The organism is Cupriavidus sp. WGlv3, from assembly GCF_023952475.1.
Classification (GTDB): domain Bacteria; phylum Pseudomonadota; class Gammaproteobacteria; order Burkholderiales; family Burkholderiaceae; genus Cupriavidus; species Cupriavidus phytorum.
The window spans coordinates 126,351-143,436 of sequence record NZ_JALHRX010000017.1; the positions used below are offsets into that span (position 1 = coordinate 126,351).

General features: G+C 69.1%; 14 protein-coding genes. 5 read left to right on the forward strand and 9 right to left on the reverse strand.

The genetic code is table 11. From position 1 onward, the window contains the following. Positions 1-37: 37 nt before the first annotated feature. Together MKD38_RS23865 and phaC are read right to left on the reverse strand one after the other, a co-directional pair. Positions 38-1,219, reverse strand: coding sequence for an acetyl-CoA C-acetyltransferase (locus MKD38_RS23865; protein ID WP_252680664.1), 1,182 nt, complete (start codon positions 1,217-1,219; stop codon positions 38-40). An 80-nt stretch (positions 1,220-1,299) separates the two neighbouring features. Beyond that, positions 1,300-3,081 (reverse strand): class I poly(R)-hydroxyalkanoic acid synthase, encoded by a 1,782-nt coding sequence (gene phaC, locus MKD38_RS23870; RefSeq protein ID WP_252680666.1) that lies wholly within the window; start codon positions 3,079-3,081, stop codon positions 1,300-1,302. Positions 3,082-3,526: 445 nt separating this feature from the next. Here phaC and MKD38_RS23875 point away from each other — a divergent pair, with 445 nt between their 5' ends. Further along, a complete protein-coding gene (locus tag MKD38_RS23875; protein WP_252680668.1) occupies positions 3,527-3,754 on the forward strand; it encodes a hypothetical protein in 228 nt (75 codons plus the stop codon). A 13-nt stretch (positions 3,755-3,767) separates the two neighbouring features. Here the strand turns inward: MKD38_RS23875 and pgeF are convergent, their stop codons facing one another. Next, on the reverse strand, positions 3,768-4,571 hold the full coding sequence (gene pgeF, locus MKD38_RS23880; protein WP_252680670.1) for a peptidoglycan editing factor PgeF: 804 nt from the start codon (positions 4,569-4,571) through the stop codon (positions 3,768-3,770). Beyond that, positions 4,555-5,811, reverse strand: coding sequence for an RluA family pseudouridine synthase (locus MKD38_RS23885; protein WP_252680672.1), 1,257 nt, complete (start codon positions 5,809-5,811; stop codon positions 4,555-4,557). The genes pgeF and MKD38_RS23885 overlap by 17 nt, the downstream gene beginning before the upstream one ends. A gap of 17 nt (positions 5,812-5,828) precedes the next feature. Between MKD38_RS23885 and MKD38_RS23890 the strand changes: the two genes are divergently transcribed. Next, complete coding sequence (locus MKD38_RS23890; protein ID WP_115680050.1) at positions 5,829-6,659, forward strand: outer membrane protein assembly factor BamD; 831 nt, start codon at positions 5,829-5,831, stop codon at positions 6,657-6,659. 94 nt (positions 6,660-6,753) lie between these two features. Here MKD38_RS23890 and yoaA read toward each other — a convergent pair whose 3' ends face one another. The 3 genes from yoaA to MKD38_RS23905 form a co-directional block, all read right to left on the reverse strand. After that, on the reverse strand, positions 6,754-8,952 hold the full coding sequence (gene yoaA / locus MKD38_RS23895; RefSeq protein WP_371925737.1) for a DNA repair helicase YoaA: 2,199 nt from the start codon (positions 8,950-8,952) through the stop codon (positions 6,754-6,756). Between the two features lie 78 nt (positions 8,953-9,030). Beyond that, positions 9,031-9,234, reverse strand: coding sequence for a DUF465 domain-containing protein (locus MKD38_RS23900; protein ID WP_018004489.1), 204 nt, complete (start codon positions 9,232-9,234; stop codon positions 9,031-9,033). A gap of 32 nt (positions 9,235-9,266) precedes the next feature. Next, positions 9,267-10,061, reverse strand: coding sequence for a hypothetical protein (locus MKD38_RS23905; protein WP_252680676.1), 795 nt, complete (start codon positions 10,059-10,061; stop codon positions 9,267-9,269). Between the two features lie 166 nt (positions 10,062-10,227). Between MKD38_RS23905 and MKD38_RS23910 the strand changes: the two genes are divergently transcribed. Continuing rightward, positions 10,228-12,576, forward strand: a complete 2,349-nt coding sequence (locus MKD38_RS23910; RefSeq protein WP_252680678.1) for a Tex family protein — start codon at positions 10,228-10,230, stop codon at positions 12,574-12,576. A gap of 57 nt (positions 12,577-12,633) precedes the next feature. Here the strand turns inward: MKD38_RS23910 and MKD38_RS23915 are convergent, their stop codons facing one another. Both MKD38_RS23915 and MKD38_RS23920 read right to left on the reverse strand, forming a co-directional pair. Next, complete coding sequence (locus tag MKD38_RS23915; RefSeq protein WP_252680680.1) at positions 12,634-14,004, reverse strand: ATP-binding protein; 1,371 nt, start codon at positions 14,002-14,004, stop codon at positions 12,634-12,636. Next, positions 14,001-14,672 carry a response regulator gene (locus MKD38_RS23920; RefSeq protein WP_252680682.1) on the reverse strand — a complete coding sequence of 224 codons (672 nt, stop codon included), beginning with the start codon at positions 14,670-14,672 and terminating at the stop codon, positions 14,001-14,003. The genes MKD38_RS23915 and MKD38_RS23920 overlap by 4 nt, the downstream gene beginning before the upstream one ends. Before the next feature lie 210 nt (positions 14,673-14,882). Here MKD38_RS23920 and MKD38_RS23925 point away from each other — a divergent pair, with 210 nt between their 5' ends. Together MKD38_RS23925 and MKD38_RS23930 are read left to right on the forward strand one after the other, a co-directional pair. Continuing rightward, a complete protein-coding gene (locus MKD38_RS23925) occupies positions 14,883-16,685 on the forward strand; it encodes a glycosyltransferase family 39 protein (protein WP_252680684.1) in 1,803 nt (600 codons plus the stop codon). Positions 16,686-16,688: 3 nt separating this feature from the next. Next, positions 16,689-17,086 (forward strand): NAD-dependent epimerase/dehydratase family protein (locus MKD38_RS23930; RefSeq protein WP_252680686.1); only part of this gene is annotated, 398 nt, incomplete at its 3' end.

Consider the following 17,086-nt stretch of genomic DNA (forward strand, 5'->3'; position numbering starts at 1 on the left):
CCGGGCCGCGCCATGCGTGCGCCCGGCGCACCCCTTCTTACTTGCGCTCGACCGCCAGCGCCACGCCCATGCCGCCGCCGATACACAGCGACGCCAGGCCCTTCTTGGCATCCTGGCGCTTCATTTCGTGCAGCAGCGTCACCAGGATACGGCAGCCCGATGCGCCGATCGGATGGCCGATGGCAATGGCGCCGCCGTTGACGTTGACCTTGGAGGTATCCCAGCCCATCTGCTGGTGCACCGCCAGCGCCTGCGCGGCGAAGGCCTCGTTGATTTCCATCAGGTCCAGGTCCTGCGGGGTCCAGCCCGCGCGCGACAGCGCGCGCTTGGACGCCGGCACCGGGCCCATGCCCATCACCTTCGGATCCACGCCGGCGTTGGCGTAGCTCTTGATGGTGGCGAGCGGGGTCAGGCCCAGTTCCTTGGCCTTGGCGGCCGACATCACCACCACCGCGGCGGCGCCGTCGTTCAGGCCCGAGGCGTTGGCCGCGGTCACGGAGCCGGCCTTGTCGAAGGCAGGCTTGAGGCCGGCCATGCTGTCGAGCGTGGCGCCGTGACGCACGAACTCGTCGGTCTTGAACGCCACCGGGTCGCCCTTGCGCTGCGGGATCAGCACCGGCACGATCTCTTCATCGAACTTGCCGGCCTTCTGCGCGGCTTCGGCCTTGTTCTGCGAGCCCACCGCGAATTCATCCTGCGCCTCGCGCGTGATGCCGTATTCCTTGGCCACGTTCTCGGCGGTGATGCCCATGTGGTACTGGTTGTACACGTCCCACAGGCCGTCGACGATCATGGTGTCGACCAGCTTGGTGTCGCCCATGCGGAAGCCGTCGCGCGAGCCCGGCAGCACGTGCGGTGCGGCGCTCATGTTCTCCTGGCCGCCGGCCACCACGATCTCGGCATCGCCCGCCATGATGGCGTTGGCGGCCATCATCACTGCCTTCAGGCCCGAGCCGCACACCTTGTTGATGGTCATGGCCGGCACCATCGCCGGCAGGCCGGCCTTGATCGAGGCCTGGCGCGCCGGGTTCTGGCCCGAGCCGGCGGCCAGCACCTGGCCCATGATCACTTCGCTGACCTGCTCCGGCTGGATGCCGGCACGCTCGAGCGCGGCCTTGATCACCACGGCACCCAGTTCCGGCGCCGGGATCTTCGCCAGCGAGCCGCCAAATTTGCCAACCGCGGTACGGGCCGCGGATACGATGACAACGTCAGTCATGGTGTAGTCCTCTCAATGGAAACAGGGACCCGCAGTCCGCCGGCGCCCGCGCTGGGCGCACGCCGGTGGTCACGCGGGCATCAAGCCTTGGCTTTGACGTATCGCCCAGGCGCGGGTTCGATCGCAGGGTAGCGCGCGTTGCCGTACTCGGCAGGCGCAGCGCGCTTGGCGCCGGCATGGCTGGCCAGCCAGGCCGACCAGTCCGGCCACCAGCTGCCGGGATGCTCGGTGGCGCCGGCCAGCCATTGCTGCGGCGACGCCGGCAAGCCGTCGTTGGTCCAGTGGCTGCGCTTTTTCTTCGCCGGCGGATTGATCACGCCGGCGATATGGCCGGACGCGCCCAGCACGAAGCGCAGCTTGTTCTTCAGCAGCGCGGTCGAGGCATAGGCCGCGGTCCACGGCACGATATGGTCCTCGCGCGAGCCGTAGAGATAGGTGGGCACGTCGATGCTGCCCAGGTCCACCGGCGCATCGCAAACGGTCAGCTTGCCGGGCACCTTCAGTTCGTTCTGCAGGTAGGTGTGGCGCAGGTACCAGCAGTACCACGGCCCCGGCAGGTTGGTCGCATCGCCATTCCAGAACAGCAGGTCGAACGGCACCGGGGTATTGCCCTTCAGGTAGTTGTCGACCACGTAGTTCCACACCAGGTCGTTCGGGCGCAGGAACGAGAAGGTATTGGCCAGTTCCAGCCCGCGCAGCAGCGCGCACGGCGCACCGGCACCGCCGCCCAGCGTGGCTTCGCGCAACTTCACGTGGCCCTCGTCGACGAACACGTCGAGGATGCCGGTGTCGGCAAAGTCCAGCAGCGTGGTCAGCAGCGTCAGGCTCGCCACCGGATGCTGGCCGCGCGCGGCCAGCACGGCGAGCGCGGTGGAAATGATGGTGCCGCCGACGCAGAAGCCGAGCACGTTGATCTGGTCCTCGCCGCTGATGTCGCGCGCGACTTCGATGGCGCGGATGGCGGCGTGCTCGATGTAGTCGTCCCAGGTGCGCGACGCCATGCTGGCATCGGGATTGCGCCACGACACCAGAAACACCGTATGGCCCTGCTCCACCGTATGCCGCACCAGCGAGCTTTCGGGCTGCAGGTCAAGGATGTAGTACTTGTTGATGCAAGGCGGCACCATCAGCAGCGGGCGCGCATGGACCTTGGCGGTGAGCGGCTTGTACTGCAGCAGCTGGAAGTATTCGTTCTCGTAGACCACCGCGCCTTCGGTCACCGCGACATTGCGGCCCACTTCGAACGCGGTCTCGTCGGTCTGCGAGATCTTGCCCCGCGTCAGGTCTTCCATCATGTTGCGCACGCCGGCGCGCAGCGATTCGCCGCCCGATTCGATCAGCAGGCGCTGCGCTTCCGGATTGGTGGCAAGGAAGTTGGCGGGCGACATCGCATCGACCCATTGCGAGATCGCAAAGCGGATGCGCTGGCGCGTCTTGGCATCGGCCTCGACCGCGTCGGCGAGCTCGGTCAGCGCGCGGGCGTTGAGCAGGTAGAAAGCGGCGGCGTAACGGTACGGCACGTTGTTGCGCCAGGCGTCGCCGGCAAAGCGGCGGTCGTGCAGCGGGCCGGTGCCGTCGGGCTTGCCCTCGGCCAGCGCCTGCCACAGCGCGGCGAAGTCCTTCATGTAGCGCTGCTGGATATCGGCCAGCTGCGCAGGGGCGATCTTGACGCCTGCCAGCGAATCGAGGCCCGGGATGCCGGCCATCATGCCGGAAGCGGCCGCGTGGCCGTTGCCTTCAGTGCCCTGCCACTGGCGGGACCATTCCAGCCAGGTGGCTGGATCGAATGGCCCCGGCGTGAACTTGGGTGGTTGGGACTTGCCTTCCTGCGTGGAAGCTGCCGCACCTTTGCCGGTCGCCATGATCAGTTTTGTCTCTCTGCCGTCACTATTCGAACCGGCTCCGGGCATTGCCCTGGCCGGCACTATGCATGGGGAGATGCTATCCGAATGGACCCGGCTCCAGCCCTTCCCCAGCGGGAGGGTCAGCCGGCACATCTGCCCTGGAACTGGCCTGGAACCCGGGTCGCACAACCTGCGGCCAGGGCTTGCATCCATTCCGATAGCGGCTCCCTTTTATCCGGCGGGCGCGGCGCCTTGGTTGCCAGCGCCATGCGTTATGCTTGCCGGAAAAACCTGGGAATCGTCAGCGATTCCGAGACATTCGAGGCCATTGTTGCCTTGCAACGCGCACGCTGTCAATGTAGAAATCCGCCCCGGCGCCGCGCGCTGCCCGACCTACCGGACGGTAATGCAGCACACGCACCTGCCGAGGCCATCGAGCATAGTCGAGAAGGATGAAATTCTGATGTACATCGTGGCCATTGGCTGGCTCTACGTGGCGCTGATGATGGCGATCACCGAGCACAACGTGGTGGCGGGGGTCGCCACCTTCCTGATGTATGGGGTCGCGCCGGTGGCGCTGGTGCTCTACATCATGGGCACACCGGGCCGGCGCCGGCGCAAGGCCGAGGCCGAACGGGCGCTGGACCAAAGCGCCCCGGCCAGCGAGGCGGCGAAGCGCGCGGACGAGTAAGGCAGCGCCGCGCTCAGTCGGCCAGCCAGACCAGGCTGGCCATGCGCCCGGTCACGCCATCGCGCCGGTAGGAGTAGAAGCGTTCGGCATCGGCAACGGTGCAGGCATCGCCGCCGTGGATGTCGACGCAGCCGGCGCGGGCCAGGCGCGTGCGCGCCAGCGCATAGATGTCGGCAAAGTACTTGCCCGGGGCTCCGGCGCGGAACGCCGCGGCCACTGCGGCCTGTTCTTCCGGGCGTGCCTGCGCGAGGAACGCCTCGCGCACCTCGGCGCCGACCTCGAAGGCCTCGGGACCGATCGCCGGACCCAGCCATGCCAGCCAGCGCGTGGCAGCGCCGCCGGCGGCCGCCTGCATCCGCGCCAGCGTGGCCTCGATCACGCCGTTGCACAGGCCGCGCCAGCCCGCATGCGCGGCGCCTACCACCGTTCCCTGCGCGTTGCACAGCAGCACCGGCAGGCAGTCGGCCGTCATCACGGCGCAGACGTGGCCCGGCGTCAGCGCCAGGCTGGCATCGGCCTGCGGCACGGGATTGCCCGGTGCGGCCACGTGGTCGACGGTCGCGACCGCGCAGCCATGCACCTGTTCCAGCCATTGCGGCATCGACGGCAGGCACGCCGCCAGCCGCGCGCGGTTGCGCGCCACGTGGGCCGCATCGTCGCCAACATGGGTGCCCAAATTCAGGCCGCCGGGCATGCCGCCGGCCAATCCGTAAGGCCCCTGGCTGACCCCGCCCTGGCGCGTGGTCGACAGCGCGCGCACGCGCGCCGGCGCGGGCCAGTCGGGCACCAGCCAGGCGGGATCAGGCGTCGCGCTCATCGCCGTCACCGTCGTCGTCTTCGTCATCATCGCCAGCATATTCCCAGTGGGCCTCGCCGCCTTCCCACACTTCGTCCCAGGCCTCGTCTTCGTCGTCGGCCTGCGCGCTCTCGAAGTCGAGCGCATCGATCAGCGCCTGCAGGTCCTCGGGCGGCTGCGCGCTCCACGACATGTGCTTGCCGGTAGCAGGATGCACCAGGCCAAGCTTGTACGCATGCAGCGCCTGGCGCTCATAGGGCACCGGAAGCGGTACGCGGATCGCGGGACGCTGGCCGCGCTGGGTGGCGCGGAAATAGACCGGGTCGCCCACCAGCGGATGGCCGATCGATTCGAAATGCACGCGGATCTGGTGGGTGCGGCCGGTCTCGAGCTTGCACATCACCATCGACACGAAGCCTCGCCCCAGCGGCACCGTGGCCAGCGTGCGGAAGTGCGTGCGCGACGGCTTGCCGCTGGCGGTCTGCACGATCGCCATGCGCGTGCGCTCGCGCGGGTCGCGGCCGATCGGAGCATCGATGGTGCCCTCGTCATAGGTGCGGCCCCACACCAGCGCGATATAGGTGCGCTTGACCGTGCGCGCCTGCAATTGCCGCACCAGGTCGGTCTGCGCGGTCAGCGTGCGCGCCACCACCATCAGCCCCGAGGTCTCCTTGTCGAGCCGGTGCACGATGCCCGCGCGCGGCAGCGACGCGGCGCCGGGGTCGCGATGCAGCAGGCCATTGAGCACAGTGCCACTCCAGTTGCCGGCGGCCGGGTGCACCACCAGCCCGGCGGGCTTGTTGATCACCAGCAGGGTGTCGTCTTCGTAGACCACGTCGAGCGGCACGTCTTCGGGCGCAAAGGCCGACGATTCCGGCGCGGCCTGGGGCTGCACCTCGATCCGGTTGCCCATCTGCACCGCGTCGCGCGGACGGCGCACCTGCCCGTCGACGCGCACCGCGCCGCTTTCGATCCATTGCTGCAGGCGGCTGCGCGAAAACTCGCTGAAGTGACGCGCCAGCAATTTGTCGAGACGCTCGCCATGCGAGGCGCTGTCCACCTCCAGCGACAGGGTCACGGCCGGGTCGGCCGCGGCAGCCGACGGGTCGGCGGCATCGTCGAATGCTTCCACGCTGGCCTCGAAATCGGCCACCACCGCGGCGGCGCGCACCCGTTCGGGCGGCAGTCCTCCCACGCCATCGCCGGCTTGCGGGTTGGGCTGGGGGCTTGGGCTATAATGCTTGACGCTATTTTTCTTCATCCGGGATACGATTGCCCATGCAATTGCAGAGCATGAAACGCGCGCGCTGGCGCACGACAATTGGAGCGGTTCTGCTCGCAGGCGGCTGCGTCATGCTGTCGGCATGCGGCCTGCTCGCGGACCAGCCCGACGAGACCGCCGGCTGGTCGGCCAACAAATTATATTCGGAAGCCAAGGATGCCCTGGATGGCGGCGACTACACCCGCGCCGTCAAGCTGTATGAAAAGCTCGAGGGTCGCTATCCGTTCGGGCGCTATGCGCAGCAGGCGCAGATCGACACCGCCTACGCCAACTACAAGGACGGCGAGACCGCGGCCGCGCTGGCGGCGGTGGACCGCTTCATCCAGCTGCACCCGAACCACCCCACCATCGATTACGCCTACTACCTGAAGGGGCTGATCAACTTCAACGACAACCTCGGCTGGCTGGGCCGCTTCTCGGGGCAGGACCTGAGCGAGCGCGATCCCAAGGCCGCGCGCGCCGCCTACGATGCCTTCCATACGCTGATCACGCGCTACCCGGAAAGCAAGTACACGCCGGACGCCACGCTGCGCATGCAGTACATCGTCAACTCGCTGGCCCAGCATGAAGTGCACGCCGCGCGCTACTACTACCGGCGCGGCGCCTACCTTGCCGCGGTCAACCGCGCCCAGCAGTCGCTGAAGGACTACGACGGCGCACCGGCCAACGAAGAGGCGCTGTACATCATGATCCGCTCGTACGACGCGATGGGCATGAAGGACCTGCGCGACGACACCGCGCGCGTGATGGAGAAGAACTTCCCGGAGAGCGACTTCATCAAGTACGGTGCTCGCCGCAAGGACAAGTCCTGGTGGGAAGTGTTCTGACGGAAGTAATCTGATGCCGCTGCGCTGGCAGCGATAAAAAAACGGGACGTGTCGGATGACCGTCCCGTTTTTCTTTTGTCGCGCTCGGTCGTGATCAGTCGGCGGCCTCATCCCCGGCGTCGGTTTCGTCCTGCTGCCCGGCGGGCGAACCACGCAGCGACTCCAGGAAGCGCACCACCGTGGCCGCCTCGCGCGTGCGCGTGAACGGCGGCAGGCTCTGCCAGATCTGGCGCCCGTAGGGCTTCTCGACCAGACGTGTGTCGAAGATCGCCAGCACGCCGCGGTCCGATTCGGAACGGATCAGCCGCCCGGCCCCCTGCTTGAGCGTGATCACCGCATGCGGCAGCTGGTGCACGGCAAACGGGCTCAGGCCCTTCTTTTGCAGCACTTCCATGCGCGCGGCCAGCACCGGATCGTCGGGCGGCGCGAACGGCAGCTTGTCGATGATCACCAGCGACAGCGCCTCGCCACGCACGTCCACGCCCTCCCAGAAGCTCTGGCTGCCCACCAGCACCGCATTGCCCAGCTCGCGGAAGCGGTCCAGCAGCTCGGTGCGGCTGGCCTGGCCCTGCACCAGCAGCGGCAGGTTCAGGCCGCGTTCGGCAAAGGCATCGTAGAGCAGATCCGAGGCCCGCTGCACCGCGCGCAGCGTGGTGCACAGCAGGAAGGTGCGCCCGCCTGCGGCCTCGATCAGCGGCAGCGCGGCCTGCACCACCGCATCGGTGAACTGCGGCGACTGCGGCGCGGGCATGTCGCGCGGCACGTACAGCAGGCCCTGCTTCGCGTAATCGAACGGGCTGGGCAGCGTCAGCGAGCGTTCCTTGTCGAGGCCCAGCTGAGCGGCGTAGTGGGTGAAATTGCCCTTTACCGACAGCGTCGCCGAGGTGAAGACCCACGCGCGCGGCTGGCCGCCGCGCTGGCGCGTGAAGATCGGCGCGATCGACAGCGGCGTGCGGTGCAGCTGCACGGTGTGCGAAAACACCTCAACCCAGCGCACGGTTTCCGGGCCGGCGGATGGCGCGGCCCCGCCCTGCTCCTGCCCCTGCTCCTCGCCGTCGGCTGGCTGCGGTGCTGGCGCGGCCGGGGCATCGGTGCGCCAGGCGGCCAGCTTGTTGGCCAGCTCGAGCGCGCGGCGGTGGCATTGCTGCAGCGATTCGGCGCGCTCGGCCTGGCTTTCGAGCATCTCGACGAAGTCGGACAGCGCCGCGTCGAGCGCATCGAGGGTCTCGTTGAAGGGTTCGGCGATGCGGCGGTCGGCCTCAATCTGCCCCAGCGCCAGGCGCGCGTTGTCCTTGCTGAAGGCCAGGCGCAGGTCGCGCGCGGCGCGTTCCAGCGGCGCGCCCAGCGCCACCCAGTCGACCGCATCGCGCGCATGCGACAGGCCCTCGGCCACGGTATCGCGCGCGATCTCCAGCAGCTGGCTGGTCGACAAGGTCTCGCCGAAGAACAGCGTGGCGGTCTCGGGCAGCTGGTGCGCCTCGTCGAAGATCACGGTGTTGGCGGCGGGCAGCAGCTCGGCCATGCCGGTGTCGCGCAGCACCACGTCGGCAAAGAACAGGTGGTGGTTGACCACCACCACGTCGGCCTGCTGCGCTTCCTTGCGCGCGCGCATCACGAAGCAGTCCTTGTAGTACGGGCATTCCGAACCGAGACAGTTGTCGCGCGTGGAGGTCACCATTTGCCACACCGGGGCGTTCTCCGGCACCGACGCCAGTTCCGCCTTGTCGCCGGTCGAGGTTTCCTTGATAAAGCGCCCGATCTCGCGCAGCCACGCCGCATCCTGGCGCGAGGCCAGGCGCCCGCCGGCCTGCGCGCGCTCCAGGTGGTAGTGGCAGACGTAGTTGGCGCGGCCCTTGAGCAGCGCCACCGAGACCGGCACGTTGAGCGCGTGGCGCACGGTGGGGATGTCGCGCAGGAACAGCTGGTCCTGCAGGTTCTTGGTGCCGGTCGACAGGATCACCTTGCCGCCCCACAGCATCGCGGGCACCAGGTAGGCGTAGGTCTTGCCGGTGCCGGTGCCGGCCTCGACGATGACGGAATCGTTCTGCGCGATCGCACCGGCGACGGCCTCGGCCATCTTGTGCTGCGACCCACGCGGGCGGTAGCCGGGAATGGCCTGGGCCAGCGTGCCGGTATCGGCAAAGATGGTGGCAAGCTCGGCGCCGCGGCTGGCGGCGGCATCGGCCTGCGCGGCATGGGCGGGCGCCGCGGCGTCGTTGGGGTCGCTCGGGTCGCTCGGGTCGCTCGGGTCGCTGTCCAGGGACAACTGGCGGGAATCGGGAAGATCGGACAAGGGTGGGGAATGTTGTATGGGCTGCGGGCCAACCGGCAACGATCGCCGGCAATCGCCGCGCCCGGGGCGCGACGGCGCTCAGGCCGGCACGTCGGGTTCGAGCTGAAGCTGCAGCAGCGTGATGGCGTCCTTCAGCTTGAGACGGCGCTTCTTCAGCCGGCGCAGCTGCAATTCGTCGTGGACCACATCGCCGGCCAGCCGGTCGATCAGGAAGTCGAGATCGCGGTGCTCGATCTGCAGCTCCATGATGCGCCGTTCCAGGGTATTGAGGTTGCTGTCCATCTACGCCTCCGCTGCCATCACCGTGCCGGGGCTCAGAAGCCGAACGGACGCGGCGCCGACGCCGGGCCCTGTTGCTGCTCCCTGGCCTTGGCGCGCCGCTCTTCCAGCGCCTTCTGGCGCTGTTCGAGGTCGCGCTGCTTGGCTTCGTATGCCTTCACGTTCTCCTCGCGCTGGCGGGCCTGTTCCGCGCCCTGCTGCTGCGCCTCGCGCATGCGGGCATCGAAGTCGGACTGCTTCTGCTCGTAGGCCTGCGCGTTGGCGGCACGCTGCGGGGCCCCGGCCTGGCGCTGTGCGTCGCGCAGCTGCTGTTCCTGCTGCTTCTTCTCGAACGCCTCGCGGCTGGACTGTTCGCTGGCGGCGCGCTGCGGCTGGCTGGCCTCGAACTCAGCGCGGCGCAGCGCCTGTTCGCGGTCGCGCTCGGCGGCGCGGTGGGCGCGCTCGGCCTCGCCCACTTCGAGCTCGCGCTTGCGCAGCACCTGCAGCTCCTCGCGCTGGATTTCCTTGGCGTTGTCGATGCAGCGGGTGACGAAGAACTTGCTGTAGCACTCGCGCTCGGCGGCGGCGAAGCGGTAGTTGGTCCACGCGCGCGAATCGCCGATGGCCTTGCGCTCGGCGGCAAAGTCCCGCGCGGCAGCAGGTGCGGGCGCGGCAGCGGGCGCCGAAGCCTGCGCTTGTGCCGCGCGCAGCGGCATCAGCGCGGCGCAGGCCGCCACGGCTACGGCAGCCAGGGCGCCGCGGCGGAACAAGGTGGATTCGGGCACGTTGGCGATGGTTGGCATGGCCGGATGGGTGGCCTGGGCGGCGGCCGGGCGGGACTTGACGATCATGTCCGGATTCTAGCATCCGGGCCGGTCGGCGGCCTGCCCGCAGGCCCGTGCACACGTGCGCGCAACGCCTCCCGCAAGCGCCACGCCGCCGGCCCCGCCGGAGGCCCGCGCGCTTGTGGCAAAATGCCCCGCTTTCGACTGACTGCGTCTCACGCTGCGTTCCACGATGTCCAACCTGCCCGCATCCGTCTCGCAAAAGATCGTCGCGCTCATCGCGGCCGAACTGTCCGTGCAGCCCCGCCAGGTGGCCGCGGCCGTGGCGCTGCTCGATGAAGGCGCGACCGTCCCCTTCATCGCCCGCTATCGCAAGGAAGTGACCGGCAACCTCGACGATACGCAGCTGCGCAACCTGGAAGAGCGCCTGCTGTACCTGCGCGACATGGAAGACCGCCGCGCCGCGATCCTGGCGTCGATCGAGGAGCAAGGCAAGCTCACGCCCGAGCTGCAGGCCGCGATCGAAGCCGCGCAGACCAAGCAGGCGCTGGAAGACCTATACCTGCCCTACAAGCCCAAGCGCCGCACCCGCGCCCAGATCGCGCGCGAATGCGGGCTGGAGCCGCTGGCGCTGGCGCTGCTGGCCGATCCCACGCTCGACCCGCAGGCCGAAGCAGCGAAGTACGTCAACGGCAACCCCACCGCCGACGGCGGCGTGCCCGACGTCAAGGCCGCGCTGGACGGCGCGCGCGACATCCTGTCCGAACAGTTCGGCGAAACCGCCGAACTGCTGGGCAAGCTGCGCGAGCACCTGTGGAACCACGGCGTGGTGGCCTCGTCGGTGATGGAAGGCAAGGAAACCGCGGAAGAAGAGAAGTTCCGCGACTACTACAACTACAGCGAGACCCTGCGCACGGTGCCGTCGCATCGCGCGCTGGCGCTGTTCCGCGGCCGCAATGCCGGCGTGCTGATGGTCAAGCTGGGGCTGGGCGAGGAGCAGGACGCGCTGGTGCCGCACCCGTGCGAAGGCATGATCGCGCGCCATGTCGGCATCCAGCAGCTGGGCCGCCCCGCCGACAAGTGGCTGGGCGACGTGTGCCGCTGGTGCTGGCGCGTCAAGGTGCAGCCGCACCTGGAGACCGAGCTGCTGACGCAGCTGCGCGAAACCGCCGAGAGCGAGGCCATCAAGGTGTTCGGCCGCAACCTGCATGAGCTGCTGCTGGCTGCTCCGGCCGGTCCCAAGTCGGTGATGGGCGTCGACCCGGGCATCCGCACCGGCTGCAAGGTGGCCGTGGTGGACAGCACCGGCAAGCTGCTGGAGACCGCCACCATCTATCCGCACGAACCGCGCCGCGACTGGAACGGCTCGCTGGCCGTGCTGGCGCGCCTGGCAAGGCAGCACGGCGTGGCGCTGGTCTCGATCGGCAACGGCACCGCCAGCCGCGAGACCGACAAGCTGGTGCAGGACCTGATGAAGCAGATGCCCGAACTCAAGCTGACCAAGATCGTGGTCAGCGAAGCCGGCGCCTCGGTCTATTCGGCGTCGGAGCTGGCCGCCAAGGAATTCCCGGACCTGGATGTGTCGCTGCGCGGGGCGGTGTCGATCGCGCGCCGGCTGCAGGATCCGCTCGCCGAGCTGGTCAAGATCGATCCGAAGTCGATCGGCGTGGGCCAGTACCAGCATGACGTGAACCAGCGCGAGCTGGCGCGCGCGCTCGACGCCGTGGTCGAGGACTGCGTCAACGCCGTGGGCGTCGACGTCAACACCGCCTCGGCGCCGCTGCTGGCGCGCGTGTCGGGCCTGAATTCGGTGCTGGCGCGCAATATCGTCGAGTTCCGCGACGCCAATGGCGCCTTCGCCAACCGCAATGCGTTGAAGCAGGTGCCGCGCCTGGGCGACAAGACTTTCGAGCAGGCCGCCGGCTTCCTGCGCATCAACGACGGCGACAATCCGCTCGACCGTTCGTCGGTGCACCCGGAAGCCTACCCGGTGGTGCAGCGCATCCTGGACCACGTCAAGAAGGGCCTGCGCGATGTGATGGGCAACCGCGAGGCGCTGCGCGGCCTGGCGCCGGAAAAGTTCACCGACGATGCGTTCGGCCTGCCCACCGTGCGCGACATCCTGTCCGAACTGGAAAAGCCGGGCCGCGATCCGCGCCCGGAATTCAAGACCGCGACCTTCCAGGAAGGCGTGGAGGACGTCAAGGACCTGCAGCCGGGCATGGTGCTCGAAGGCGTGGTCACCAACGTGGCCGCGTTCGGCGCGTTTGTCGATATCGGCGTGCACCAGGACGGCCTGGTCCATATCTCGGCGCTGTCGAACAAGTTCGTCAAGGACGCGCACGAAGTGGTCAAGGCCGGCCAGATCGTCAAGGTCAAGGTGATGGAGGTCGACGTCAAGCGCAACCGCATCGGCCTGTCGATGCGGCTCGACGACGAGCCCGGACAGGCCGTGGCGCGCGCGGGCGGGGCCGACCGTGGCGGCCAGCGCAATGGCGGCGGCAAGGGCTTAGGCGGTGGGCGCCGCGAGCCGGAGCCGGCCGGCGCCATGGCCGCCGCCTTCGCCAAGCTCAAGCGCTGAGCGCGCCTGCTTCGGCCGCAACGCCCCGCACGGGAAGCCGTGCGGGGCGTTGTCATTTCAGCCGCCGCGGACGATGCGCACCGCCAGGCCTGTGGCGGTGCGCCCTCCACCGCCAACGTCGTCCGCGCGGTTGGCAAATGCCAGCTCGAGCCCGTGCAACCGCGCCACCCGTCGCGCGATGGAAATGCCCAGGCCATGGCCCTGCTCGCGCTGCCCGGCGCCGCGGAAAAAGCGGTCGCCGAGGCGCGCCAGCAGCTCCGGCGCGACCCCGGGGCCCTGGTCGCGCACGATGATGCTGTCGGCCCGGAACTCGACCAGCACCAGGGCGCCCGGCGGGCTGTAGCGGATGGCGTTGTCGAGCAGGTTGCGCAGCAGCAGCGACAGCAGCGCGGGGTCGCCCGCGACGGGCAACGGCGACTGGCCTTGCGGCGGCCAGCCCAGTTCCACGTCGACCTGCTTGTGCTGCGCCAGCGCCAGGCAGTCGGACAGCGCCTGCTGTGCCACCGGCACCCAGTTGACCGGCTGGCGCGACGGCAGCCCGGCGGCGTCCTCGAGCCGGCTCATAGTCAGCAGCTGCGACACCAGCCGGCCGATGCGGTCGATGCCGGCGGCGACATTGGTCCGCGCCAGCGCGCGTTCGTCGCGGTCGGGCGAGCGCTCGGCGATCTCCCACTGCGCCTTGAGCGCGGCCAGCGGCGTGCGCATCTCGTGCGCGGCATCGGCGGTCAGGCGCCGCTCATGCTCGATCGAATCGGAAACGCGCGTTAGCAGCCGGTTCATCGCGTGCACCAGCGGCACCAGTTCGCCGGGCACGGCATCAAGGCTGAGCGGACGGCGATCGTCCGCGGCGCGCGCCTCGATATCCGCGGACAGCGTGCGCACCGGCGCCATCGCACGGCGCATGAAGCCGATCAGCAGGCCGATCAGCAGCGGCAGGCCCACCGCCCACGGCAGCACCTGCGCAGCGATGTAGGACAGGATCAGCTCGTTGCGCTCGCCCAGCTGCTGCCCCACGCACACGCGCCAGCCGGTATCGGGATCATCGAGGTAATAGAGCCGCCAGCGCTGGCGCTCGAGCGTGACGTCGGTAAAGCCCTTGACGCCCTCGGCGCGCGGCAGCTTGTCGCCGTCGGGATCGATATGCAGCGGCTTGCCGTCGGGCAGCCACGCGGCGATGGCGAGGTCGCCGAGGCCGGCGTCGCCCTGGTCCCCCTGGTCGAGCCGCGGCACGCGCGCGCGCGACATGCCGGCGGCGATGTCGACCAGCGGCACCACCGACTGCATCTGCAGCGCCATGCGCACCATGTCGGTGTCATAGAGCTCGTTGATCTCGTGGCGGGCGCGCACATAGGTCATGCCCAGCGTCAACAGCCATACCACCGGCGCGGCCACCAGCACCGCCAGCACCAGCCTGCGCTGCAGCGTCATGCGCAATCCTCGGCCGCGCCCAGCGTGTAGCCGGCGCCGCGGAAGGTGCGCACGATCTTCGGATGGATCTTGCGGCGCAGGTGATGGATATGGACTTCGAGCGCGTTGCTCTCGATGCCGCCCTGCCAGTCATAGAGCTTGTCGCGCAGCACCTCGCGCGTCAGCAGCCGGTTGGGATGCGCCAGCAGCAGTTCCAGCAACATGGCCTCGCGGCTGGTCAGCTCGACCGGCTGGCCCTGCCAGTACGCCTGGCGCGCGGCCGGGTGGAAGGCCAGCGCGCCGTGCTGCCACACCGGCGCCGACATGCCCGCCGCGCGGCGCGTGACCGCGCGCAGCCGTGCCGCCAGCTCGTCGAGCGCGACCGGCTTGACCAGGTAGTCGTCGGCACCCGCATCGAGCCCGCCAATGCGGCTGTCGACGGCATCGCGCGCGGTCAGCACGATCACCGGGATGCGGCAGCCGCGCGCGCGCCAGCGCGCCAGCAGCGTCATGCCGTCGTCGCCGGGCAGGCCCAGGTCGAGCACCACGGCATCGTAGTGGGCCAGGCCGAGCGCGTGATCGGCGTCAGTGCCGTTGCGGAACCAGTCGACCGCGTAGTCGAGCAGCTGCAGGCCGCGCCGCAGCCCGTCACCCAGCATCGGGTCGTCTTCAACGATAAGGAGTCTCATGCTCTGGAGTGGCCTGGAGATATCACGGCACGGTACGCGCGCCGCCTTAATGTGCCGTTAAGGTTCGCGAATTATGCTCCGCACACGTTTCAGGCCCTGTCCGTACAACGCGGCGCGCCGCGCCGGCGTGGACATGACCTGGTCCACTGGCGCTGGTCCGTCGGCCCTTGCCGCGCCACGTTTTTTCCGCCCACGCCGAGCCGCCCTCGCATGCACCATCGTTCCGATCGCCTTGCCGCCGAGCCCGGGCTTATCGCCACCAGGGCTGCCGCGCGCGTCGCCGGCATGCCTGCGCTGGCACCGCTGATGGTGGGGCTGGTGGTGCTGGCCTTTGCGCTGCTGTGGTTCGGCACGTTGGGCGTGCGCCACCTGCTGGGGCCCGATGAAGGCCGCTATGCCGAGATCGCCCGCGAGATGCTGAGCAGCGGCGACTGGGTCACGATCCGCTACGACGGCCTGAAGTACTTTGAAAAACCGCCGTTCCACATGTGGATGACCGCGGTGTCGTACGCGCTGTTCGGCATTGGCGACTGGCAGGCGCGGCTATGCGTGGCGCTGGCCGGCGCCGCGGGGCTGGGGGTATCGATGCTGGCGGCCGCACGCTGGTTCGGCGCCCGCGCCGGGCTGATGGCCGGGCTGGTGCTGGCCAGCGCGCCGATGTGGAATATCGCCGCGCATTTCAACACGCTCGACATGACGCTGTCCGGCGCCATGGCGTGCGTACTGGCCAGCCTGCTGCTGGCGCAGCATCCGGCGGCGACGCCGGCCGCGCGCCGCGGCTGGATGCTGGCGTGCTGGGCGGCCATGGGCGTGGCGGTGCTGACCAAGGGGCTGGTCGGCGTGGCGCTGCCGGGGCTGGTGCTGGTGCTCTACACCGCCGCGACGCGCGACCTGGCCCTGTGGCGGCGCCTGCATGCGCCGGCCGGGATCGCGCTGATGCTGCTGGTGGCGGTGCCGTGGTACTGGCTGGTGGCACGGCGCAACCCCGAATTCCTGCGCTTCTTCTTTATCCATGAGCACTGGCAGCGCTATACCTCGACCGTGCACGCGCGCACCGGCGCGCCGTGGTACTTCGTGCCGCTGCTGGCCGGTGGCTTCCTGCCATGGCTGGGCCTGCTGCCGGGCATGGTGCGCGCGGTTACGCAGCGCGCCGGCGTGGCGCACACAGCCGGCAATCACCTGCCGTTCCAGCCCGCGCTGCTGGCGGCCCTGTGGGCGCTGGCCATCTTCGGGTTCTTCAGCCTGTCGGGTTCGAAGCTGCCGGGCTACATCGTGCCGGTGTTCCCCGCGCTCGGCATCCTGGGCGGCGTGGCGCTGGCGCACGCGGACGAGCGTGCCTGGACCCGGCAAGTGCGCGCCATGCTGGTGCTGGGCGCCATCGGCCTGCTGGCGAGCCCGGTGGTGGCCACCGTCGATGCCAACAACACGCCCAATGCGCTGTACCGCCACTACGCGATCTGGGCAGCGCTGGCGTTCGCGCTGGTGATGGCAAGCGCCGCCGCGGCCTTGTGGCTGCTTCGGCGCCACGGTCGCGTGGCCAGTGTCGCGGGCTATGCGTTCGGCATGCTGCTGGCCTTTTCCATCGCGCTGCTCGGCCACGAAGCGATCGGCCGCTCGGCCTCCGGCATCGACCTGGCCGCGCCGATCGAGCGCGTGCTGCGACCCGGCATGCCGCTGTACGGCGTTGGCATGCTCGACCACACGCTGCCGTTCTACCTGCGCCATCCGCTCACCATGGTGGCGCAGGCCGACGAGCTGGCCTTCGGCGCCGCGCAGGAGCCGCAAAAATGGCTGCCGACCGTCGAGGCCTTCGTCGATGCCTGGCAGCATGGCCCGCGTGCCGTCGCGCTGCTATCGCCGCAAGCGTATGCCGAACTGAGCGCGCGCGTGCCGATGCATGTCATCGCGCGCGACTGGCGCCGCGTCGCGGTGTCCAACTTTGCCTTCGCCGGCGAGCTCGCGACGCGCCGGCTTGTTTCAGATTCCCCTGCCACTCCCCCTTCCACCCTTTAACGCATGCAAGTCAAGAAAGTACTGATTCTCGGCGTCAACGGCTTCATCGGCCACCACCTGACGCGCCGCATCCTGGAAACCACGCCGTGGGAGGTCTACGGCATGGACATGAACACGGACCGCCTCGGCGACCTGGTCGACCACCCGCGCATGCACTTCTTCGAGGGCGACATCACCATCAACAAGGAGTGGATCGAGTACAACATCCGCAAATGCGACGTGGTGCTGCCGCTGGTCGCCATCGCCACGCCCGCCACCTACGTGCGCCAGCCGCTGCGCGTGTTCGAACTGGACTTCGAGGCCAACCTGCCGATCGTGCGCGCCGCGGTCAAGTACGGCAAGCACCTGGTGTTCCCGTCGACCTCCGAGGTCTATGGCATGTGCGGCGATGAAGAGTTCGC

Bases quoted from the DNA above. Each gene is read 5' to 3' on its own strand.
- MKD38_RS23865 (WP_252680664.1), bottom strand. From the start codon at position 1,219: ATGACTGACGTTGTCATCGTATCCGCGGCCCGTACCGCGGTTGGCAAA.
- phaC (WP_252680666.1), bottom strand. From the start codon at position 3,081: ATGGCGACCGGCAAAGGTGCGGCAGCTTCCACGCAGGAAGGCAAGTCC.
- MKD38_RS23875 (WP_252680668.1), top strand. From the start codon at position 3,527: ATGTACATCGTGGCCATTGGCTGGCTCTACGTGGCGCTGATGATGGCG.
- pgeF (WP_252680670.1), bottom strand. From the start codon at position 4,571: ATGAGCGCGACGCCTGATCCCGCCTGGCTGGTGCCCGACTGGCCCGCG.
- MKD38_RS23885 (WP_252680672.1), bottom strand. From the start codon at position 5,811: ATGAAGAAAAATAGCGTCAAGCATTATAGCCCAAGCCCCCAGCCCAAC.
- MKD38_RS23890 (WP_115680050.1), top strand. From the start codon at position 5,829: ATGCAATTGCAGAGCATGAAACGCGCGCGCTGGCGCACGACAATTGGA.
- MKD38_RS23900 (WP_018004489.1), bottom strand. From the start codon at position 9,234: ATGGACAGCAACCTCAATACCCTGGAACGGCGCATCATGGAGCTGCAG.
- MKD38_RS23905 (WP_252680676.1), bottom strand. From the start codon at position 10,061: ATGATCGTCAAGTCCCGCCCGGCCGCCGCCCAGGCCACCCATCCGGCC.
- MKD38_RS23910 (WP_252680678.1), top strand. From the start codon at position 10,228: ATGTCCAACCTGCCCGCATCCGTCTCGCAAAAGATCGTCGCGCTCATC.
- MKD38_RS23915 (WP_252680680.1), bottom strand. From the start codon at position 14,004: ATGACGCTGCAGCGCAGGCTGGTGCTGGCGGTGCTGGTGGCCGCGCCG.
- MKD38_RS23920 (WP_252680682.1), bottom strand. From the start codon at position 14,672: ATGAGACTCCTTATCGTTGAAGACGACCCGATGCTGGGTGACGGGCTG.
- MKD38_RS23925 (WP_252680684.1), top strand. From the start codon at position 14,883: ATGCACCATCGTTCCGATCGCCTTGCCGCCGAGCCCGGGCTTATCGCC.